Below are 21546 nucleotides of genomic sequence, written 5' to 3'. Positions count from 1 at the left end.
GTCCGAGCCACGACAGGTAGGCGACAGCGGCGGCACGGAATTAGATCAGTTTCCAAGAGAAACCAGTCCCCACCTGTACGGATGCGGTGCCAACTGCACTGCACACTGCGCTAATAGATGTTGCTGCCAAGCCGGCATCAGGGGCGGACGACGGTAGAGCTGTGCCCAGGAATCGCCGCCCACGTGGCGGCCATGCCTGGGTGACGAGTGCGCGTGGCGATATCGTGCGCGCACTGCATCGGGCTCTATGCCCTGCTCACGTGGTTATCGACACCAATCGATCTATTTAGCGCCCGTCAGGAGTGCGCGGCTGACGGAGGATCTGCCGACGCCGAGCGTTGCGGCTATGGCGTCGAGGCTCTTGCCCTGTTCGCGGAGGGTACGGGCGAGTTCTGTGCGTTCGGGTGTCATGACGGTGGGTCGGCCGCCGTGTCGGCCTTGGCGACGGGCGGCTTCGAGGCCGGCGTGGGTGCGTTCGACGATCATGCGGCGCTCCATTTGGGCGAGGGCTGCCATGATGTGGAAGAGGAATTCGCCGCCTGCGGTGGTGGTGTCGAATCCTTCTGTGAGGGAACGGAATGCGATGCCGCGTTCGCCGAGGTTGTGGACGGTGTCGATGACGTGGCGGACGGATCGTCCGAGGCGATCGAGTTTCCAGACGATGAGGACGTCGCCGTCGTTCTCGCGTAGGTAGTTCAGGCATTCGGTGAGCTGGGGGCGCTGCGCTGTGGAGCCGGATTCGTAGTCGGTGAAGATGCGGATTGCGCCGGCTTGTCGGAGGGCGTGTTCTTGCAGTTCGGGGTTTTGTTCGAGGGTGGAGACGCGGGCGTATCCGATGATGCTCACAGTCTCGGTCCTTCTGATCTGCTGCTGTGTTGTGGGATGGTGCGGCTGTTCATGAGTTGGTGGTCGACCTCGGGGCTCCAGTGGGTGTGGAACTTGGTGGTGTCGAGGTCGGCTAGTTCTCGCTCCGGAGCGACGGGCTCAAGTCTTGGCCGAATCTCGGTCACCTGTGGTTCATGTTGTGGTGCTTCCGGTTTGATCTGGCTAGCCCACGTGTAGGCCTGTTCGGGCATGGTGTCGTAGTGCTCGATCATTGCCTGCCAGTGTTCGGGGAAGGTCATGGTGGTGCCACGCGGTGATGTGGCGATGGAGCCCGCGGGTACGTCGGTGACGGGTTTGATCGCGGGTCTTAGGACGTCGGCGAGGATGGTTCCGCCGTCGATGTAAGCGAAGTTGCGGGCAGCTTGGACGGCGTCGACGCTGAGTTCGCGCCATTCGATGGCCCACCCGACGTCGCGGGCGAGTTGGTCGAAGAAAACCCTTTGGGTGCGGGAGTTTCCGTCGACGAACGGGTGGACGCTGGTCAGGTCTCCCCAGTGGCCGGCGAGGTCCTGGACGAACGCTTCGTGGCTGTGGTGGTTGACGTAGACGCCGCTGTTGATGTCGGTGAACACTCGGTCGAGTTCACCGGGGACGGCGGCGGGTGGGTCGTGGAGGATGCCGAGATCGCCTGGCGCGGTGTCGATGGTGCGGATTTCACCGGCCCATTCGTACAGGTCACCGAGCAGGTGTCGGTGGATCGCTTGCAGGTGCGCGAAGTCGAAGTGCCCGTCGATCGGGTTCGCTGCAAGCTCCGCCATTCGTGTTGCGGCGATGAGGGCTTCGGCCTGTGCGAGCGTGTGAGGGTCGGTGTATCCGAGTCGGTTTCGTAGGACCGTGGTGCCCGGATAGTGGTAGTCGCTGCTCACTGAGCGGTGCGGGAGTTCAGTTCGGCGAGTCCGCGGGCGATCGCTTCGTCGCCGGTGATCTCGCCGTTGAGGACAGCTCGGGCTGCCACTTCCGCTTCCGCAGTAAAGGGGACTCCACCCATTTCGAGTCCGGCGCGGATGCCTGCTACTTCCCGTTCGATCTCACCCGCGGTAAGGATGCGGGTGGGTTTACGCGGAATCTCGTCTCGCTTCGTCATGGTCTGCTCCCCCGATTGTCATTTTGCGGCTGTACGCGTTTCTGCGGTTCGACACCACTGACCCTCTGTCGGAGGTCGCCGGCGGCGTGTTCGTCGTTCTGTGTTGAGAGTGATGCTATCGAACCGACCGAAAACGGTCTACTCGTCACTTTCGGTCGATCTAGTTTCGGTCATGAGTTTCGGTCGACGGTTTCGCATGGTCGCTCGATCGCGTCGATTCGGGTCAATTCGTGGGCCGAATACGTTCGTTTGCGGTCCGCCCCCTCCAATCGAACTTGCCGCCACGTCATGCCTCCTTCGAACAGAATTTGGCTAGCCGACGGGCGGGCCGAAAATTTGTCCTCCCGCTTGCCGCCTGTAGTACAGAGCAATTCCAAAGCAGATAGACGACGCGATAAGGAAGCCACCGGCGATACGGGTGAAGACCGCATCTTGAGTGATCAGTAGCACTACCCCGATCGCGCCTAGTGCCACGCTCGCACTCACTTGGCCAAGCAACCGCAGTCGCGATCCATTGCCATTCCGCATAGATGTGGACTTGCCCTTGTCGCGCCACAACGTGATCCAGCCAATGACGAGCAGCGCGATCCACAAGATCTGGATCCAGTCACCGCGAATAGCGCCCTCCACCAGTAGGAAAAGCGCGGCAACGGCCACGGTTGCCACTGCGCTGACTCGAAGACACTTGGATTGAAGCATGACTGAGCTTGAGGCTCGACCGCCTATGTCGTCAACGTCAGTCGCTCGTGAATCCATTTCGCACAGAGGAAATTCTGTTTTCTGACGTAACAGCTTCGGTCCAGGTCCCACGAATCGATCGTTTGCGGTCGGACCTTGGAATCGACATATTGATTTAGCTGGGCGCCGGGTTTGGGCGACATCGCGGGCACATAGAGTCAAAGCAGCGCGAGAGTACTTGGCGAGTGCTGAGGCCTACTCCATTGAGAGGATCATTCATGGCTCGTTGGGGACGACGCATCGCCGTTGCATTAGCAGTCAGTGTGGCCGCGGCGATGGTAGTTGGTCTTTTGTATATCGCGCTGGGTACCCGCTCGATTGATTCCTCCTCGACGGATCCGACGACTTCCGAGCAGCCGAACCACGACGCTCCCCAGACGAACGAGGACTTCAAGAGGGATTCGAAGTTGGGGCGAAGCCCGAGAGAGACCCCGGTGCCAGGCGAGTCGACGATCGGCACTTCGGGTGGATACACAGCCGGTTCCTAGCCGAGTGGAATCTGATTGACCGAATTCGGCCGTTTCCGGTCAGGCTTCGGATCGTATGAGGTGATCAGGGTTTCGCCGACAACACAAGTTGCTGCATCAGCAGCGCACTCTCCCGGCTGGCGAAGCCCGTACCTGAGGCTGGCCCGATTCAGGCCCTGTGACTCACCTTGACCTTCAGCGCTGCAACGATCACTACGAGCGAAACTGCGGTTGTGATGGAGTTTCCCCACCCGAGCGCGAAGTAGTTCGCGGCTGAATCGAAATCCAATGTCTTGCAGGAGGATACGGGAAATGGGACCCACGCCCACCCTGCTTCTTCGAGCACGCCGCTTGAATACAAACTTGATCGACAGAGCTCCGGCGCTGAGGCCGGGAACCCCCACCGAGGGGTCGCACCGAAACTGACGATCAATCCAAGTACGCCGAGAGCCAGCGCGAAGGAGGAGGCGTTAAAGAAAGCTCGACCTACGCCCCCGGATGAATTCATGTGCACAGCGTACGTTCTCTCTGGATATAGAAACTGACCAATTGCGAGTCACTCCCTGCCGTGACATCGATCCACTCACTGTCCCAATCGAGTTCGTCTCGGGCAGACGCACCAAGGTCCGCAGGCAGTGACCCGGACGCCGTCAACACGATCCCACCACCTCGCGCAGAGTTCAGTAGCCACAGCAGCTGGCGGGTTGCTCCCTCACGCATCACCTCGAAATAGTTGTCATATCCGCCACGAAGCTCCGATTTGGCAACTGCGGCAAACAGTTTCGGCGCGGAATGAACCGACAGGCGACGCAAGAACTTCTCGAACAGCGAACTGCCCACAGGCGGTGACCTATGCAGTGCCACTGCAATGGTGACTGCTGCATTGGACTCTGCGGGAACAAAACGTTCGGGATCGAACAGTCCGTTACTCGCCTGCACGTTCAGGAACTCGCGATACCCGATCGGACCGCCAGAATCCTCCGGCGGGCACGCCCTCGCACCGTCGAGACACGATGGCTCAGAAATCGGCTGGTCTTCGACAATCTGCTCGAGAACCAACGTGTGACTCCACCTTGCGCGGGCGTTGTACTCATAACGGACGTACTCCCCTACCGCGGTAACTGCCTCGTCGATCCGGACTTCGTCCTCACCAAACTCGTCTTCCTGGTATCCGTCGCGCTCGATCACCTCTGGCGCGATATATCGATCTGGGCCATTGTCCGTTGAATGATGGACACTCACCCACTGATGAGCGTGTTGATCTCCCCACCCCATCACCGCCTGCACAATCGAATGAAGTTGGTCCAGTTCGATATTCGACGGAACCGAAAACCGTCTCCAAATAGGCGGCGTGATGCAATCGAGTTCGATCCGCATGACAAAGTTCGCCACCTCCGGCCGTCGACGCTGATTCCGCATCTGCCTCGGCGTAAGGACCTTCATCTGGCTTTGCGCCGCTTGATATGCAGCTACCAAACGCAGATGTGAAGCTCGCCGAACTCTCTGACCCGTCATGCATGGAGGCTAGATCTACCTACCGACAGCCGAGATACTCACTGCCACAAGGTTGCCCGATTTGTCGGGGCTCGCACCTCGTCGCTGGTCGGCTGTCAAGTCCTGATCAACACGGACCTGCGCAGGCATTATTAATCATCCACTGCGCGGACAATAGTGTGCGCCGATTACCGTAGACCTGACAGCTACCGTACGAAAACAGTGCCCAGCGCCTGCTCGGACTGGCACAGAACATGAGGATCCATGAGCGACCAAGACACGACCGCCGACCAGCCCCTCCACATCAACGGCGCAATTGCCTTGGTGACGGATGAGCGCGACGAGTTGGTTCGCCTGTGCGTCCAGACCCTCGCCGAACTACTGGGCAGTGAGCCTGCCACCGATGACGATGGCGACATCGTCGTGCCGGTTCACGGGTTTGTCGTCTACGTAACTGTTGCGGATGACGGCCCTCAGATCAACGTCTGGTCCTCGGTCCTGACGGGCCTCGGCAATCCCTCGCACGCTGCGACTCGACTGATCGAACTCGCGCAGGAATGGCCACGCCTGCGCTTCGCCTTCAGCGGCGACCACCTACTGGTCTCCACGATGCTCGACGCCGATCCCTTCGCTCCGCAGCATCTGCTGAACCTGATCGACGAGGTTCACGACTTCACTCACGAACTCGACGACGATTTTGCTGAATCCTTCGGAGGGTCCCTCGACTGCGACGCGGATGACGACAGCTACGCCGGCGACTGCAATCCCGGCGGTTGCGACGGAGACTGTGACTGTGCGTGCGGCGATGAAGCAGACGCCGTCGACGGAGATCTCGGCATTACCCCAGTCAAATAGGCTGGCTCTCCGATCAGCTCCGCCAAGCACTCCATGGAGTCGTCACGATGCGACGTAGATCTGTGTGCGGTGCCAGTCCAGATAGACAACATCTGGACGCTCCGCCTTGTCCGGCAAGATCAATCGGTCTCTCAACGGCGGCTTTCCGAGTGCCGCGCGAAGGGGACCTTCGATCTCCATATCGCTCTCGACGCCGGCCGCATAGTGGAGGTTCAAGTCCTCATCGACGGTGATGAGCCCTGTATCGAAGGCAATGTCATGCGTCGGGCAAGCGGTGAAACCGTTGCGATGATCGAGTCGCTCTTTGTCAGTGCTGTCCCGCCAGGGCTTGATATGACTTGCAGTCAGTAGGCGCGGCCGGCGTCGGCCAGCGATGTTCGCGCTGAGGCCGCAGAACACGCAGCGGTGCTCGTGATTGCTGAGTACCCCAGCGGCGAACCGATGCTGGCCGATCCGAACTCTGGAGGTCAGCAACCGCTGAGTGGTAGCGATGGGGATATCTTTACGCTCGCTAGACCACTTTTCGAGCGACTGCTCCAAGGATCTCTCGATCTCACTTTGGACTAACTCTTCTTGTCCCGCCAACCACAGCGTTTCGCCGTTTTCCAATTCGAGGAAGTCTGGCAACGCATGTTCGTCAATTCCGTGGGAACGCGCCGACCGCAGAATTCGAAGGTATACGTCCTGCATCAACACGCTGTCCGAAAGCATCAACGACGCGACTTCGACCTCGTATCGCCCGCCATGACTACGTGTTCCATCCAGGTTCGCCATCTTTGCGATAAAGCTCGTGGGCGGACGCTTGAACAAACTCGCAAGATGCTGGACCGGCATTCCCGCTCGATGTGCAGAAGAGCTACCGAACCGGCGATGGTCAACCAACAGCGATGCGCAGAGCGACAACACGACCTCGCTCGGAACGAACGGCACCTGTCGGCTTCCCTTCGGTACCTCCTGACGTGCGAGTACCGATTTCCACTGCGCCTCCAGCGCGGCGGGCGATGGGTCAAGAAACTCGGAGATCACCGAAGGTGCCACTATGCGCCTTCCTTGGTAAGCGTCCAACCCGCAAGTTCACACACTAGCCGGCGCCGCGCGGAATCATTCGAAGCCACTCGTGTGGTATCGCCATCCACTGATGAAGGAGTCCGGCGAACCAGTGCGCCAATCTGGCGGCCCCAAGGACCACAACGGCGCGCTGAGAGGAGGAGCCCCTACCGGAACGCACTGCCCTTCGAGGTCAGTGCCTTCACCCGCTCGACGGTCCAGACTGCAAGCACATCAACCTTGCGCTTGCGACCCGTCTCCTTGTGCGTGTCGATTTCCTGTTCCGCGATGATGTCCTTAATTCCGTCGGCATCGAGGGCCGAAAGGCGCTCCAGTAGAACCGCTTCCCCATCAACCTTGAAGACCTCGAACGGGTCAAAAGCGCCCGGCTCCCGTTTCACCTTCGGAGCCGCAGCACGACGACGCGGCGCCGGCGCAGAAGCAGGTACCGCAGCGGCGGATCCATCGGCAGGAACTGCAAAAGCGTTCTCAATTGCCTTCGCGAAGCGCGGGGTACGGGCAGCTTCCTCCGCGACGACCTGAACCAGCTTGGCCAGCAACACCGAGGCCGAGGCATTAGTTGCACCCAACTTCAAGAGCGCAGCACCGGTCTCCTGCACCTGCACTCGACGACGCGCCTCATCGATACCCGCACTCATAGCTTCGCCTGCGCTTCCGTGAGAATGTTCTGCGTAATTGCACGCATCTGGTCGAACTGACCTGCATTGCCGTACTTCACCTTCAAAGTGCTGTACGGGTGAAACTCCGCCGACGCGGCAATCTGATTCGACTCCGCGAGATATTCCGGCAATACGTGAGGGACGTTGGGATCGCGTCGAAGGTTTCGCACAGTCGTGCGGTGCACCGCCGAGTTGGACTTGTACTTGGTGATCACCAACCCGAGTTCGAAGAGTTCACGGCCGAGTTCTTTGCCGAACTTCGCGATGTGCGTCTGGATCTGCGGAATGCCGTACGTGGAGAGCACATCCGGGATCGTGGGGATCACGTAGCCGTCAGCCATGGCCAATCCGTTGAGTGTGATCGGCCCGAGATTCGGCGGGCAATCGATCAGAACATAGTCGTAGTACGGCATCACCGGGGCGACGGCATCCCTCAACAATTCAACCGGCTTGGTGGAGTTCCGATCAGCAACCCGAAGGGCACTGATCTCCTCCTGCAGCTCGATCAAATCGAGAGATGAGGGAAGCAGATCCACACCCGTCACTCGCTTGACCGGCGAGACTCCGCGCTGAATCGAAGCTTCGAGATCGAAGTTCGACGTGCCATCGACAGCGTCACGGAAAATGGTTGCGCTGGTCAGCCCTTGCTTGTTGAGTTCGAGCCAGTGATCCTCGCTGATCATCATCGTCGTGAGATTGATCTGCGCATCGAGGTCGATCAACAGCACGCGCTGACCGAATTCGAGCGACATGAACTCGGCCAACCCCGCGGTGATCGTCGTCTTACCGACGCCGCCCTTGAGGTTGATCGTCGCAATCGTCTTAGCCATCAGAACCCATTCCTGTCTCCCACCACAACACACCTAGTTCGCATCGACGATCGCCCCTGTCCCTGACTGCTTCACCCGAAAACCGATTCGCCCCAACGGCTCCGCCGCGTGCGGAAGCGCGTACGAGAACAACGTCGCAAAATCGCGCGAGTCCACGGGACCAGCCTGTGCCCGCTTCAACTGACGAGGAGCCGGATCGTTCGCAAATACCAGAATCAATGCACCGCGAGTCTTCCGATGAAGAGCACCCGCAAGCGGTCCACCGTTCTTCTTCGGGCTACCCGCAATGTGCTCGATCGCATCGCGCTCACGAACGGCCGTACCGGTGAAACCTGTTCGGTACTCGCGTTCCTGGCGTTTGCGATTGACGATCGGAAGTTTCTCGTGCCAACCCTTGATCTCGATCGGCTCCCGGGTCTTGGGGTACGGAAGCAGAACTGCGAAGTCTTCGAGCAATCCGGATTCGATTGCGGTCGAAAGCGCTTCGCGGTGGGGACCGAAATCCCACCCGCTCGCCCACTCGAACTGGTCGACGGCCGCCAACACAACATGTGCAGGGACGATGCCGTATCGCGCAGTGAACGATCGCGAAACGTCATCCTTGTCAACGAAATTGAAGGACCCTGTTTCGTCCAACAACTTCAATAATGGTGCAACCGCGTCGAAGTGCCGAGCGTTGATCGAACCGTCGCCTCGCGGGGGCTGCATCGTGAAACTAAAACTTTCACCGCCCATACCGCGATAAACCAGATCGGCGTTGAACATCTTGTTTCGAGCCGTTGGCCTCAACCACGGCAACTGCTGAAACACCATCGGCGGCACATCGCGTGGAGTAACCCACGGTTCGCCCTTCTCATTCACGCCGCTGAACCTGGTGAGCTCGTTCCGGAACTCCTGCTCGTCCCGAACGATCGCCTCGAACGCCTTGTACATGTCGTAGTCCGCGCCGGCAGGTCCGCCAACCGTGCGGCCGATGAACAGGCGCACCAGGTCTCGGTACCCGGGGCGGAATCCGAACCAGCGTCCCATCTGCATCAACGTGTCAGCTTGGCCCGTTCGACGCGTGTAATAAGTGATGGTCAGGCCCTCGACTGTGAAGCCGCGACTCAGCTTCGTTCCGCCGACAAGGATCTTCCACACTCCCCGTTCTTGGAAATCCAGGGAATCCTGTTTGTAGTCCTTCTCGGCTGCCCCGTTGACCACGATGACGGGGCTGGTTCCCTCCGAGATCCTGTCGTAGGCGGCGCCGATGAACTCCTCCAGCACACCGAACGAGCTGGGATTGGCCAACTCGCTACCACGCGCAGCACTCACCACTGCAAAGTCCTCGGCCCAGAGCTTTTCCAGCCTCGAGAGACTCTTAGCCTGGCTGTACCCCGCCGACTTCCACAAGGCCTTGAAATCATTGGCCGCGGCGTCGTGCTCGGTCTGCTTCACCGATTCGTGCACCAACATCGTGTGGTGCCGATACGGTTTGGCGCCCTTCGATTCCCGGAAAAGCTTGATCGCCCCGGTCAGGACAAACGAGTCGAGGGCCCGCAATTGCTCAGCAGAACGATCCTCGTCGCACTCGGCCCGGAGATCCCGTACGTACGCTTTCTCGTTCGAATTCGCCGGAGTCTTGTCGTCGTCCTCGACGTCGTCGAGATCGTGAAAGTCCGCACCACCCATGTACGGGCCGGGTCGCTCGAGACTGACGATGAAGTCCGAAGGAAAGACGTTGACGCTGTCTTCCGGATCGACAAACACATTGGCAAAAGGTGTTGCGGTGTAACCGATGTACTGGGCACGCTTGAGTAGACCAAGGATCTCGGCGATCTGACCGTTGATCGCCGTCCGCTCGATCTGCTCGGTTTTCATCTTCTTCGGATCAATGGTGTTCACCGACGCCTGATCTGCCTCGTCGTCGATGATCAGGGCAGGGATCTGATCGAGTTCAGTCGGGACTTTCTTCAGATCGGCCACCAGCTTCTTGAGGCTGGAGACGTTCTTCTTCACGACCGCGATACGAATATTGCTCGGGTACAGATTCTTCGGATCATTGAGTGGAAGGGAGTGATCCACGGTTTCGAAGTGCAGTGCGCTCAGGCCCGCGAGCAGGCTCTTGTAGTCAAAGGTCGAGGTGGTGAGTCGACGGATAGCCGGGATTTCATTCGTCTTGTTTGGATCGATTTCGTGTTCGAGAAAGTCCCCGTTTCGCCAGTCCTCGTCGTTGGCGTAGTCATCGTCCACACCGGCACTGATGTTCTGCCGACCGACCAATTCCATGTCGAGGCGTCGCTGAGTCTGGCTCCGGAGAATCTCGATCGTGCCGGTCAGAACGATGACCAAGCGGTACCCAGCGTCGATCGCCTTGGCCACGACGCCGCTGAAATTCGCCGTCTTCCCGCTCTGGACGTAGCCGACCACCAAACCTTTGGACTGATACGGCTCGGGGCGCGTCGGATCCGCGAGCCGGTGCACAACTTCAGTGGTTGCGATGTCCAGCTTTCCGATTGTCGCCTCGTCCCAGTTCTTGTCGGCTAGAACTCGCTTGTAGGCACGCCAATAGAAGTCGTGCTCGCGGCGGCGTTCGGAGGTGTACCAGGGGTCCCACGGCTGCTGAGCAGCAATGACAACGGGCCCACCTTCGCGAGGAAAGCGCGCATCCATCTCGGCGTGCGCGTCTACCGGCAGTCCCAACAGGTCGTAGATCCGAGCTCGCCGTTCCGGGCTCTGCGGGGTAGTCGAACCTACCCATGTCTCAACACTTTCCGCATCCCACTGCCGCAGACGCGAGGTGAGCGCCGTTCGTACACCGACCGCACTGTCGTCGAGGAACACATCGATGATGTCCGCGATGGTCAGGCCGTCCGGATAGCTCGCTCGCAGGCGCGCGTTGACCGGGTACAGCACGTTCTCGGGCGGAAACCCGTCACCGAGTTCACGTGCAACCGCACGGAATACTTCATCACTCACTGCACTACCTGCTCCCGGTGCGCTACCACTGCGGAAATCAACACTTCCTGCCACGCCTGCATCTTTTCCCTCTGACGAGCGCCGATTCTGGTTCCTTCGAACATCTCACTCACCAGCAGGAAGACAAGAGTCTTGAGCACCGGAGCATCAGCCGGGTCGAGACTGCGACGTCCGAGCAGATCACGCCGAAAACGCGCATTGATCCACAGAGTTCGAGTTTTGAGGTCGACTTCGAAGAACTGATCACGCGCCAAGGCTCGCCAACTCACGGCGACCGGATCATCGCCAACGCTGAATTCGAAGGCATCGCTGAAGGAATCGAGCACGTCTTCCGGAAAGCCGGATGCCGGTTCGATGACGCTGATCGGCCGAGGTGCAGAACTACGAGCCGCGCGCACCACGCGCTCGGCATCGGTTAGATACGAGCGGAATCCACCGTCGCCGTCGGTGAAGACGGCCCCGTCGACGGCAGCCGACGCAGTGGCGTCGAGCGTCACCCCCGATTTCTCGGGATTGATGGTGATGTGCTGCAGCAGAGATTCGTTCAGGTCGACACCAATTCGTGCCAATCCGTAGTCCGGTCGGCCCCGCACTATCGCGTTCCAGCCGCCGATCTGCAGGAGTCGATCGTGCCGATAGAAGTAGAGCCCCTGCTGGTCACGACCAGGAGCGCCGTGGATGCGAAATTCCGGTGCATTGCTCCGGGCGGGCCACAGGTGAGCTTCGGCGGTTACTGTGGCACCGGCGATCGACACGGTAAGTGTCCGAGGGTAGTTGGGGTCGCCGGTGCGCGGATACCGGAACGGGTCGATGGCACTGACTGTGCGCAGCGCGCCGGCGCGTCCCGCTTCGACGTCGAAGACATCCACAGTCAGAGCGATCCGGCCGGATTCGATGAGACGGTGAAATACGACGCCGAGGTGACTGCGCACGTCGTTGATGGTCTGTTCGAGCCAGCTGGTCTGCTCGTCCGCGTGCGCGGACATGAGAAATGTTGTGATGCCGCGCCATTCGACAACAGTTCCGGTGTCGAAGGGAAAGCGGGGCGTGACTGCGTCGAAGAATTCTTCGGCTTGCCGGTCCTCGATCACCGAAACTGACTGACGCCCCTGCACTGAGGCCGAGTCGATCTCACGGCCCTGTGTCGGGTGCCCGGACTTTCGAGACCACACTCGAAGCAACCGAGCCTGACTCAACGACGCTGCCTTCATCCCTACACCGAAATGACCCAAGTCCTCGGCGGCATAGTCGCGTCGACGGCCGTAGGTCATCGCAGCATCGATGGTGCCACTGTCCATGCCGGAGCCGTTGTCGATCACCATCATCGACACGATCCGTGTGCCGTCCTGAACGAACCTGATCAACACGTGCGAAGCCGCGGCGTCGAGGCTGTTGTCGATCAGATCGGCGAGCGCTGTCGCGATGGTGTGGTGCAAGCCGATGGCGCCGGCGAGGGACTCGTCCGCCGCAAGGATCTTGGTGCCCACTATGCGGGTGTCCGCGACGTCAGTCATGAGATGCATCGTTACCGTCTGCCTCGTCGATTTCGGATGCTTCGCCGCGCCTCCATGCCGCCTCCAAGAAGTCCAGAATCACGTACTCTCCACGATCTTCGTACGCGCGCAGAATCTTTCGTGGACGATCTTCGCCGTCCAGGCACACGGCTTCGGCAAGGATCCGCACCACATGTCTCTCGGCAGTTCGCAATGGCTCGCGATTTCCAACCTCTGCGAGTGCCTGACGTAGTGGGTCGATGTCAGAGTGGAGAACCGCCGGTCGAACCACGCGGAAGGTTCCGTCTTGCCACAGTTCGAGCAACACGTCTTCACCCTCGACAGCGGAGAGTTCACGCAGGAATCGGCGGATAGTGCCGAACGTCGGCTGCGCTCCGGTCCACCGAACTGCTTGAACACCGAGGTGGCTCTCCAACTCGATGGTCTCGCCGCGCGCACAGCCGGCAGCGACCGCAACACCGGCGGGTACAGCAAATCCGGAGCCCCGCAGATGATCTGCGGTCACAGTCAGTCGATACCGCCACGTACTACCTGACCGGTACAGGCGGCGAGTCAACTCTGGCGTCTTCGCAGTGTTGCGTGTCCGCTTGCGCCGGACTATCCCGTCACCACCAATGTTGAACTCACTGGTTCCTTCAGCCTCTCCCGAAGAAACCGATTCCTCCCCAACGGAATCCGCGCTTCCCCAGGCGTGCAGCCGCCACACTGCGCCGTCGAGCGCCACGCGATCGTCGGCCTCGAGCGCGCGCTCGATCGACCGGTCACTGCGATCGGACTTCAGCAACTCCACAAGCTCGACGACGGACTTCGGCGATCCGACGGCTTCGAGCGCGCCGACTGCCAGATCGGAGATCCGACGCGCACGCGTCAGCGCAGACTCCGCCACAACGACAACGCCGCACCACGCAAGCCACTTCTCCAGTTCGCCGCGTGACATCGACACAACTTCGGCGACGTCGTCGAGTGCAACCACACCGTTCGGGGACTCAAAGTCTTCCAGCAAGGTCTGAGTGCGTTTCTTGGCCTCCGCGACGCCCGGAGCGGCAGCCCAACCGTCAGTCACCTCGAAGTAGTCGTCGAGACGGTCCAGAACCAACCACAGCGGAACTCCGTAACCAGGCACCTCCGCCGCGATGCTCGGATGCACGTCGAGGAGGCGATCAAGCGAAGCCACCGGCTGAATCTCGACGCGCAGGCTGGCAAGCAGGTTCCCCACCGCCGTCCCGAATCCGCACGCCGCGTTGAGTTTGGCTTTCACGTCGGCCTCGATCTGCCCGACTCGCCCCGAGCCCACACCGAGCTTGGCTCCGATCGCTCCCCTACGCTGCGGCACTCGCGCCACGATCCGCTCACGCAACACCAACGACTCCCGCTCATCCAGCTGCGAGAAGAGATTGTCGATTTCGTCAATCGCGTCGGTACGGTCGGTGTCGGGCAAGTCGTTCGGCGTCAGAGCCGAGATCCGGGCGGCGACTTCCTGAATCGAGGCCGGAGATTCGTCGTCGATCTCGACGGTGACGAGTGGTCTGCTGTCCTGACCTCGGACCCGTCGCCACATAGCAAGCTGAGCGAGATCGTCGAGCAGCGCTGTGATCGCGGGTGGGGCACCTGCTTCCTCAGCGGCCTCGACGCGGGCGAGCGGAGTCGTCATGACCGCACAGACCAACAGGTTGAGCACTATGTCGTGCACCGTCTGTTCGCTCGTTCCGCGCACGCCGAAGATCTCAGCGGTCGTGTGCATCAGCAGTCCGCCGATTGCTTTGTCGGTGGTGAGCCGAGACAGTGCAGTCACTGCGCGAGTATCCAGACTCAACGCCTCCAGCGGGAGATCTTCACCAAGTAGCGGAAAGCTCGCTCTTAATACCGCTGCCGCGTGGTGAGCGATGTAGAGGGACGCCAGCTCAGAGAGAACCTTCTCGAGATCGACCTCGAGAACAGTGAACGACGGCGCTTCGCTGAACCACCAATCAGGCGACGGTGCCAGCGGCTCGAGCAGCGCAGCGCGATCGGATACGTAGTCGTCCAGCCAAGGAAACAGATCGACCCACAGCGTCTGACTCAGCTCGTTCGCGGGAAGCGAGTTCACACCCAACGTCAACGCACTACTCCCACTCACGGATACCTTCATTGCGGTCAAAACCGACCGCGATGTCGGTAACAAGTTACTGCAGCTTGTAAGCGGTCGCAGCGCCGGACCTGCTTACCCGACAGTCAGGCTTCTCCGCTCAGTCGACGGCGGTGAAACCCTTCGCCCGATCTTTGTCGGCCGAGGTCCACAGCGTCGTCGACAGTTCGGCCTTCACCAGCGGGATAACCTCTTCCGCAAATCGGCGCAAAGTGTCCTTCTGCTGCTCGAAGTCGAGCACGTGATTGACCGACACCGATTGGAAATCGTGGCCGTAGCTCTCGTGATAATCGAGGATCTTCTCGGCGACCCGCTCCGAAGACCCGACCAACGCCGGCCCGCGGTCGACGGCTTCCTCGATCGTCCGGAAGCTCGTCGACTTTCCGACCGCTTTGGGGTCGTGCTTGCGTTTGTCAGCTTGCGCAACGGCGCCCTCGTAGATCGGACGGAACTCTTCGATGGCCTGCTCGGTGGTATCGGCGAGGAACAATCCACCCGAACCCGAGCCGACGTACGCCTTGGACGGGTCGTGCCCGTACGCCAGGTACTGCTCGCGGTAGTGGTCGATCAGCACTTTGTAGTTCTCACGAGGCTGGAAGGCGTTGGCGGTGACGATGGGGTCGCCCCACTTCGCCGCCAGTTCGACGGCCTCGAACGAGGTAGCCGATCCATGCCAGATACGGAACGGGCCGTCATACGGACGCGGTAGCGTCGTCGCGTCCTCGAGCGATGGTCGGTGAGTCCCCACCCACTTGACGTTTTCCTCGCTGATCAGCAGTTTGAGGAGTTCGTAGTTCTCGGTGAGGTATTCGTACTGCTTGGCGATGTCCAACCCGAGGAGCGGGTACTGAAGGACCTCGTTGCCCTTGCCGATCACGATCTCGAGGCGTCCCCGGCTCAGCTGATCGATGGTTCCGAAATCTTCGGCGACTCGAATCGGGTCCAGTAGCGACAGAACGGTGACACCAGTCGAGAGCAGGATTCTGTCTGTGGCCTGCGCAATCGCCCCCAAAACGACGGTTGGCGCCGACGAAAGAACCGGCCCGGCGTGGCGCTCACCCACCGAGAACGAATCGATACCCAGTTCTTCGGCGAGAACCGCCAGTTCGACGACGCGGTTGAGCCGATCGGACGGGGCAACTTCCTCGCCGGTCACTGGATGGGGTGGGTTGAAAATGATGTCCAGAACCTGAAAACGCATGACCCGTCTTTCTCGATAACCACACAGCACGCCTGTCCCTCGGAGGCTAGTGCGCGACTGCTCGACGGATCCGCCATCCGAGGACGCGCCCAACGCAACGAATTCGCGAAATACGCTATTCAGCAGGATCTTTCGACTCAATGAGACCATTCAGTCGATAAAACTCTCACCGATCCGAAGTCGACCGAAAACATGCCGAACTCCCGCCAGGCAGGACCTGTGTCACCGACCAATCAAGCGCACGGTAAACATGAAGTACTAAGAGTGCGTTCCCTTACTCGTTAAGAGGTACTTGTTATGAATGGTGCGGCAGCCATCGGTGATGGCATATTCCAGATTCCTGTCCCGATCACGGACAACCCGCTCGGGCACACGCTCGTCTACGCCATGGAATCCCCCGGCGGACTGATCTTGGTCGACGCTGGTTGGGGTGACGACAACGGCTGGCAGGGCCTCAATGCGGGGCTCGCCGAGATCGGACATTCGGTGACCGACATCGAGGGCGTTGTGGTCACGCACTTCCATCCGGACCACACCGGACTGTGCGGACGGGTCCGCGAGGCATCCGGCGCCTGGATCGCCATGCACGAGGACGACCACTACCTGTTCGATCAGATGGCCACTGCGCGTAACGAGGAGTGGATGACGTACCAGCTCGACAACATGGAACGTGCCGGAGCGCCCGCAGCCGACCGCGACGCCTTCCGGTTGGCTGCTGCGGGTGAGTCTCCGGTGGGCCCCGAGTCGGCCCCCGACCGCCTTCTCGCGGACGACGAAATCATCGCGCTCACCGGCCGCGGCCTCCGCGTTGTCTACACCCCCGGCCACACGCCTGGTCACGTCTGCTTCTACCTCGACGACGCCGACGTCATGTTCACCGGCGACCACGTCCTGCAGAAGACAACCCCACACGTCGGCAACTTCGTGTACCCACTCGACGAACGTGACGCCCTCGCCGATTTTCTCGACTCGCTCGCACGGGTGCAGAACATGAACATCACCCGCGGTCTCGGCGCTCACGGCATTCCGATCGACGACGTCGGAGGTCGCGCCGGCGAGCTGATCGAGCACCACCAGGAACGACTCGATCACCTGCTGCACGAGTTCGCCGACGACAAGCTCACTGTGTGGGACGTCGCGGCAAAGATGAAGTGGTACAAGCCGTGGGCCGAGATCTCCCCGATGGGCAAAACGATGGCGCTGTCCGAGGGCGCGGCTCACCTTCGCCATCTGGTTGCCCGAGAGCAGGTCTCTCAGGTCCCCGGCTCCGATCCCGCACTCTTCGCTCGCTCCGTCTGAAAGATCAGGGCCGACAAGCACTCCGCTCGTCGGCCCTGCTCTTTATTCCGCTTCGGCCTCATCGACTATTCGGGTCGACGCCGATCGCGGTACCACCACCACCGGGACCGGCGAGTACCGCACGATCTTCGCCGCCCGACTGCCGAGGAACACCCGCGCCAGTGGACCTGCCTTGCTCGAGCCGACAGTCAGAACGTCACCTCGGTCCCACTCGACGCCCTCGAGCGCCTCGGCCCAGTTACGACCATGGCTGATAACCGATTCCATCACGTCGGGTATTTCGGGCAGTGCACGCACGCGCTCAAAGGCAGCGTTGGTCTCGCGCTCGACCACCTCTGCCCACTCGGAGATGATCGGCGAATCCCCCTCGGTCCCGAGCGTTGTCGTATACTGCGCGTTCGCACGAACTGCAAACGCCGCCAGTCTGAGTCCGGCATCGACACGCGCAGCCACCGTCGCGGCCGCGAGCACCAGATCGTCTTGATCGGGTGTGCCTGAATATGCGGCGGTGACGCGGCGGACCACCTCACCGGGCTTGGTTCGAAATCCCCTCGGCGCCAGGGCGACCGGAACGTCGGAGCTGTGCAGCAAGCGTGAGGTGACACTGCCGAGAGCCACGTGACCGAACACCCCGGCCGTAGACGAATCCAGGACGATCATCTTGGCTTCGTGCTCGTGAACGAGATCGAGCAGGCCACTCGACGTCGACTGAGCCTCATGCACGACATAGGTTACGTCGACGTCGGAGGGCATGTCGGCCCGCGCTTTCGCCAGTGCCGCTTCGGCTTCGGCTCGCAATTGCTGGTGGTATTCGGCGTCGACACGCGCCATCCCGGGCGGTGGCGGCGAGGGAATCACCGCGCAGATCACCAGCGGTTCACCGGACGAGCGCGCCAACAGCGTTGCCAGATGGACGGTTCCGGAGCTGTCACCGTCGGGTGCGTATCCCGCGAGCAACGTCATGACTCGGACTCCGATCCCAGTTCGGCGCGGTTCTTCGCCCCGAGGCGCGAGTGCTTCATACCGTAGGCGAAGTACCAGATGATCGCGACGGTCACCCAGACGAGGAATACGTAGATCGTGACGGTTCGGAGGTCCTTGATGATCCACAGGCAGCCCAGGATCGAGAGGATCGGCGTCACCGGATAGCCGGGAACTTTGAAGCTGCGCGGCAGGTCCGGGTCACTGCGCCGCAGGATGATGACCCCGACCGAGACCACGAGGAAGGCCACCAGAGTTCCGATGCTGGTCATTTCGGCGAGGAAGTTGATCGGAATGAAACCGGCCAGAATGCTGATGACGACGCAGACGATGATGGTGTTGGGCACCGGCGTCAGAGTCCGCGGGTTCACCTTGTGGAAGATCGACGGAATCATGCCGTCGCGTGACATCGCGAACAGGATCCGGGTCTGACCGTAGATGACCACGAGCGTGACGCTGCAGATCGAGATCACCGCACCGGCGGCCAGAAGTGTTCCCGGCCAGGTAGATCCGGTCACCTGTTCGAGGATGGCGGACAGTCCGGCTTCCTGACCTTCGAACGATGCGGAATCCTGTGCACCGATCGCGACGGCGACAACAGCGATGTAGATCGCGGTGACAGACACGAGCGCAATGAGGATCGCGAGAGGGAGATTGCGACGAGGGTTCTTCACTTCTTCGCCGGCGGTGGACACAGCGTCGAGGCCGATGTACGAGAAGAAGATGATTCCGGCGGCGGACATGACGCCACTGAATCCGAACGGTGCGAAGTCGGCGAAGTGATTGCTGTTCCATCCGGCGATGCCGACCACGATGAAGAGCAACAGAATTGCGAGTTTGATCGAGACCATGATGGCGTTGGCCTTGGCCGATTCACTGGCGCCGCGGATGAGCAGAACACCGCACAGGCACACCAGGATCACTGCGGGCAGATTGATGATGCCGCCCTGCTCCGGCGCTTGTGACAACGCGTCGGGGATCTGGAACCCGAAGAGGTTGCCCAGTAGCTGGTTCAAATATTGCGACCATCCGACGGACACCGCCGCGGCCGAGACTCCGTACTCGAGAAGCAGACACGCGCCGACGGCCATGGCCGGAAGCTCTCCGAGCGTCGCGTAAGCGTAGGAATACGACGAGCCCGACGCCGGGACAGCTCCGGCCAACTCCGCGTAACAAATCGCTGTGAGTCCCGCGACGACACCGGCAACAACGAAGGAGATGATGACTGCCGGACCCGCAACCGGGACTGCCTGCGAGAGGACGAAGAAGATACCGGTGCCGATCGTGGCGCCGATGCCGAACATGGACAACTGCGCCAAACCGATACTGCGGGTCAGCTCGCCGCCGTTGGTATCTGCGCCGGTCTCCTGGTCTATCTGCAAAGCCGGCTTGCGCCGAAGTACGTGTTTGACGAGAGTAGCCATCGACGCTCCTCTAGAGTGCCTGGTAGGAAACTGTTGTATCCTCATACTGCACGTAAGTGTCCTGCGACACAACAGTTGGAGCAAAGTTGCCCAGCTCACGCCAACCGTCCGGTCTGGAATGCCCGGATCGTGAACCGCCTTCGGAGAAAACGGGGAGATCATGACCGGACCGACCATCACCGTCGACCTGCGTCGTATCGAACAGAATGCGCGCGTCCTCGTCGAAGCGTCCAATGCCAAGGGTATTGCGGTGGCGGGCGTCAGCAAATCTACATGTGGCTCCCCCAAGGTGGCCCGAGCAATGGTCCGCGGCGGCGTCGCACAGATCGCCGACTCCCGCCTGGACAACCTGGCCCGCATTCGCCGCGACGGCATCACCGTTCCCCTGATGCTGATCCGCGCACCGTCGCTCAACGAGATCGACGACACGATCCGCTACGCGGACATCAGCCTCAACTCCGAGTTGACGACGATTGCTGCTCTGGGCAGAGCAGCACAAACGCGAGGAGTCGTCCACGACATCGTGCTGATGATCGACCTCGGAGATCTCCGCGAAGGAATCCTGCCGGCGGAGGCGTTGGACGTAGTCGCTGAAATCCTTCCCATCGAGGGCATCAGACTGATCGGAATCGGCGCGAACCTCGCGTGCGTCGGCGGCATCCAACCGACCGTCGACAACTTGTCGAATCTGGTCTACCTAGCCGACGAAATCACGAAGCGGTTCTCGATCGAACTGCCGATCGTTTCCGGCGGCAATACGTTCTCGCTGCCACTACTCGAGACGGGCACGATGCCCGATGGGATCAACCATCTGCGTTTGGGCGCCAGCATCGTGCTGGCCGAATCACCTACTCCCCCCGGACTGTACGAACTGCTGAACAACGATGCCTTCACTCTCACCGCGGACATCATCGAGGCCAAGGTCAAGCCGTCGCGGCCGTATGGAGTCTCAGGGGAAGACGCATTCGGCCGACGCCCCGTCTTCGACAACGAGGACAGGCCGAGCCGACGCCTGATCTTGTCCATCGGCCGCGAAGACATCTCGCCGGAAGGCTTGACCCCGATCGATCCGCGTCTGAAGGTGATCAGCGCCAGTAGCGATCACCTCCTCGTCGACGCCGGAGAAACAGGCGACGAATACCGACTGGGTGGCACCGTCGACTTCACGATCGATTACGGCGCGCTCTTGATGGCGATGACATCGCCCTACGTCGAAAAGCGCTACGTCCTGGGCACCGAACCGATCGATGCCAATGCGACCGTCGAATTGATCGACCTCGAAACTACCGGGCTGGCAAGCCATCTCCTCGATCACGGCCTACGCGAAGACATGTCCGGAATCGGTTTCAGCTGCATTCAAGCCGAGAACGCCGCCGCGGATCTCACAACGCTGCCGCTGTGGCTCACTACCGAGGCCTGGCAGAACACCAGAATTCCGATCGCCACCGAACCCGGAACCGATTTGGGTGCAATCATTTTCGCCTCCCACGGCGATATCGAACAACTGCTGTCGTCGGCAGCGGATCTGCACGGCCCCAGTTTGGAGAACACCGTCTTGGTTGGCGTCAAGAACGCCACGGTCGATCACAAGCGCGCACTCGACGAGTACGGGGTATTGCTGGTGACGATCGACGAGATCGATCGCCATGGCATGGCGGCCTTGATGCCTCGCGTTCTCGCCGCGGCGGGACAGGGTGTGAACGGCGTCCACGTCCACTTCGACATGGACATCATCGACGGACGTGTTCTCGGAGTCGACGACACGACACATCTGGGCGGCCTCACGTTCCGAGAGGCTCACCTCGCCGCCGAATTCATCAGCGAGACCGGCCTGACGAGATCGATTTCGATCGGCAGCGTCGCGGCAGCGGATTCCGATCCTCTCGGCCGTCAGGCGACCTTCGTCGACGGACTGGTTGCATCGCTGCTCGGGCGCAAGGTGGTCAAAGCCTGACGTTGTCGGC

The 21546-nt window shown here is 60.8% G+C and carries 17 protein-coding genes; 3 read left to right on the top strand and 14 right to left on the bottom strand.

Translation table 11 applies throughout. From position 1 onward, the window contains the following. Positions 1-282: 282 nt before the first annotated feature. From G4D79_RS15205 to G4D79_RS15185, 5 genes are all read right to left on the bottom strand, one after another. Positions 283-846, bottom strand: coding sequence for a recombinase family protein (locus tag G4D79_RS15205; RefSeq protein ID WP_099698360.1), 564 nt, complete (start codon positions 844-846; stop codon positions 283-285). Beyond that, the gene (locus G4D79_RS15200) at positions 843-1751 is read right to left on the bottom strand and encodes a Fic family protein (RefSeq protein WP_099698359.1); all 909 of its coding nucleotides are present in this window, start codon (positions 1749-1751) and stop codon (positions 843-845) included. Before G4D79_RS15200 ends, G4D79_RS15205 begins: the two co-directional genes overlap by 4 nt. Beyond that, entirely contained in the window at positions 1748-1969 is a 222-nt protein-coding gene (locus G4D79_RS15195; RefSeq protein ID WP_054827891.1) for a hypothetical protein, read from the bottom strand. Before G4D79_RS15195 ends, G4D79_RS15200 begins: the two co-directional genes overlap by 4 nt. 312 nt (positions 1970-2281) lie before the next feature. Then, positions 2282-2635: a hypothetical protein gene (locus G4D79_RS15190; protein ID WP_099698358.1), complete on the bottom strand. Its 354-nt coding sequence runs from the start codon at positions 2633-2635 to the stop codon at positions 2282-2284. 1043 nt (positions 2636-3678) lie between these two features. Then, complete coding sequence (locus G4D79_RS15185; RefSeq protein WP_235867925.1) at positions 3679-4551, bottom strand: plasmid pRiA4b ORF-3 family protein; 873 nt, start codon at positions 4549-4551, stop codon at positions 3679-3681. A gap of 381 nt (positions 4552-4932) precedes the next feature. Between G4D79_RS15185 and G4D79_RS15180 the strand changes: the two genes are divergently transcribed. Beyond that, entirely contained in the window at positions 4933-5523 is a 591-nt protein-coding gene (locus tag G4D79_RS15180; protein ID WP_099698356.1) for a hypothetical protein, read from the top strand. Between the two features lie 42 nt (positions 5524-5565). Here G4D79_RS15180 and G4D79_RS15175 read toward each other — a convergent pair whose 3' ends face one another. The 7 genes from G4D79_RS15175 to G4D79_RS15145 all read right to left on the bottom strand — a co-directional run bounded on the left by G4D79_RS15175 (position 5566) and on the right by G4D79_RS15145 (position 15878). Beyond that, on the bottom strand, positions 5566-6561 hold the full coding sequence (locus tag G4D79_RS15175; RefSeq protein ID WP_099698355.1) for an HNH endonuclease: 996 nt from the start codon (positions 6559-6561) through the stop codon (positions 5566-5568). Between the two features lie 176 nt (positions 6562-6737). Continuing rightward, the gene (locus G4D79_RS15170; RefSeq protein ID WP_099698354.1) at positions 6738-7229 is read right to left on the bottom strand and encodes a hypothetical protein; all 492 of its coding nucleotides are present in this window, start codon (positions 7227-7229) and stop codon (positions 6738-6740) included. Next, positions 7226-8080 (bottom strand): ParA family protein, encoded by an 855-nt coding sequence (locus G4D79_RS15165; RefSeq protein ID WP_003940667.1) that lies wholly within the window; start codon positions 8078-8080, stop codon positions 7226-7228. The genes G4D79_RS15170 and G4D79_RS15165 overlap by 4 nt, the downstream gene beginning before the upstream one ends. A 33-nt stretch (positions 8081-8113) precedes the next feature. Further along, positions 8114-11038 carry a Z1 domain-containing protein gene (locus tag G4D79_RS15160; RefSeq protein WP_099698353.1) on the bottom strand — a complete coding sequence of 975 codons (2925 nt, stop codon included), beginning with the start codon at positions 11036-11038 and terminating at the stop codon, positions 8114-8116. Continuing rightward, positions 11035-12552, bottom strand: a complete 1518-nt coding sequence (locus G4D79_RS15155) for an ATP-binding protein (RefSeq protein ID WP_099698352.1) — start codon at positions 12550-12552, stop codon at positions 11035-11037. The genes G4D79_RS15160 and G4D79_RS15155 overlap by 4 nt, the downstream gene beginning before the upstream one ends. Then, positions 12545-14668, bottom strand: a complete 2124-nt coding sequence (locus G4D79_RS15150; protein WP_235867918.1) for a hypothetical protein — start codon at positions 14666-14668, stop codon at positions 12545-12547. The genes G4D79_RS15155 and G4D79_RS15150 overlap by 8 nt, the downstream gene beginning before the upstream one ends. A 109-nt stretch (positions 14669-14777) precedes the next feature. Next, positions 14778-15878 (bottom strand): LLM class flavin-dependent oxidoreductase, encoded by a 1101-nt coding sequence (locus G4D79_RS15145; protein WP_003940656.1) that lies wholly within the window; start codon positions 15876-15878, stop codon positions 14778-14780. Between the two features lie 297 nt (positions 15879-16175). On the opposite strand from G4D79_RS15145, the gene G4D79_RS15140 reads away from it, so the two are divergent. Further along, positions 16176-17177, top strand: coding sequence for an MBL fold metallo-hydrolase (locus G4D79_RS15140; protein WP_099698351.1), 1002 nt, complete (start codon positions 16176-16178; stop codon positions 17175-17177). Between the two features lie 42 nt (positions 17178-17219). Here the strand turns inward: G4D79_RS15140 and G4D79_RS15135 are convergent, their stop codons facing one another. Together G4D79_RS15135 and G4D79_RS15130 are read right to left on the bottom strand one after the other, a co-directional pair. Next, complete coding sequence (locus G4D79_RS15135; RefSeq protein ID WP_099698350.1) at positions 17220-18140, bottom strand: universal stress protein; 921 nt, start codon at positions 18138-18140, stop codon at positions 17220-17222. Continuing rightward, a complete protein-coding gene (locus G4D79_RS15130; protein WP_007729264.1) occupies positions 18137-19582 on the bottom strand; it encodes an amino acid permease in 1446 nt (481 codons plus the stop codon). Before G4D79_RS15130 ends, G4D79_RS15135 begins: the two co-directional genes overlap by 4 nt. 160 nt (positions 19583-19742) lie before the next feature. Here G4D79_RS15130 and G4D79_RS15125 point away from each other — a divergent pair, with 160 nt between their 5' ends. Further along, a complete protein-coding gene (locus G4D79_RS15125; protein WP_099698349.1) occupies positions 19743-21536 on the top strand; it encodes an alanine racemase in 1794 nt (597 codons plus the stop codon). Positions 21537-21546 lie beyond the last annotated feature (10 nt).

Origin of the sequence: Rhodococcus sp. WY5, from assembly GCF_018588185.1 — a bacterium.
GTDB lineage: Bacteria > Actinomycetota > Actinomycetes > Mycobacteriales > Mycobacteriaceae > Rhodococcus_F > Rhodococcus_F qingshengii.
Note: the sequence above shows the minus strand (reverse complement) of the source record. Positions and strands in the feature narration are given on the sequence as shown.

Bases quoted from the DNA above. Each gene is read 5' to 3' on its own strand.
- G4D79_RS15195 (WP_054827891.1), bottom strand. From the start codon at position 1,969: ATGACGAAGCGAGACGAGATTCCGCGTAAACCCACCCGCATCCTTACC.
- G4D79_RS15130 (WP_007729264.1), bottom strand. From the start codon at position 19,582: ATGGCTACTCTCGTCAAACACGTACTTCGGCGCAAGCCGGCTTTGCAG.
- G4D79_RS15170 (WP_099698354.1), bottom strand. From the start codon at position 7,229: ATGAGTGCGGGTATCGATGAGGCGCGTCGTCGAGTGCAGGTGCAGGAG.
- G4D79_RS15165 (WP_003940667.1), bottom strand. From the start codon at position 8,080: ATGGCTAAGACGATTGCGACGATCAACCTCAAGGGCGGCGTCGGTAAG.
- G4D79_RS15180 (WP_099698356.1), top strand. From the start codon at position 4,933: ATGAGCGACCAAGACACGACCGCCGACCAGCCCCTCCACATCAACGGC.
- G4D79_RS15140 (WP_099698351.1), top strand. From the start codon at position 16,176: ATGAATGGTGCGGCAGCCATCGGTGATGGCATATTCCAGATTCCTGTC.
- G4D79_RS15185 (WP_235867925.1), bottom strand. From the start codon at position 4,551: ATGCGGATCGAACTCGATTGCATCACGCCGCCTATTTGGAGACGGTTT.
- G4D79_RS15125 (WP_099698349.1), top strand. From the start codon at position 19,743: ATGACCGGACCGACCATCACCGTCGACCTGCGTCGTATCGAACAGAAT.
- G4D79_RS15135 (WP_099698350.1), bottom strand. From the start codon at position 18,140: ATGACGTTGCTCGCGGGATACGCACCCGACGGTGACAGCTCCGGAACC.
- G4D79_RS15145 (WP_003940656.1), bottom strand. From the start codon at position 15,878: ATGCGTTTTCAGGTTCTGGACATCATTTTCAACCCACCCCATCCAGTG.
- G4D79_RS15155 (WP_099698352.1), bottom strand. From the start codon at position 12,552: ATGACTGACGTCGCGGACACCCGCATAGTGGGCACCAAGATCCTTGCG.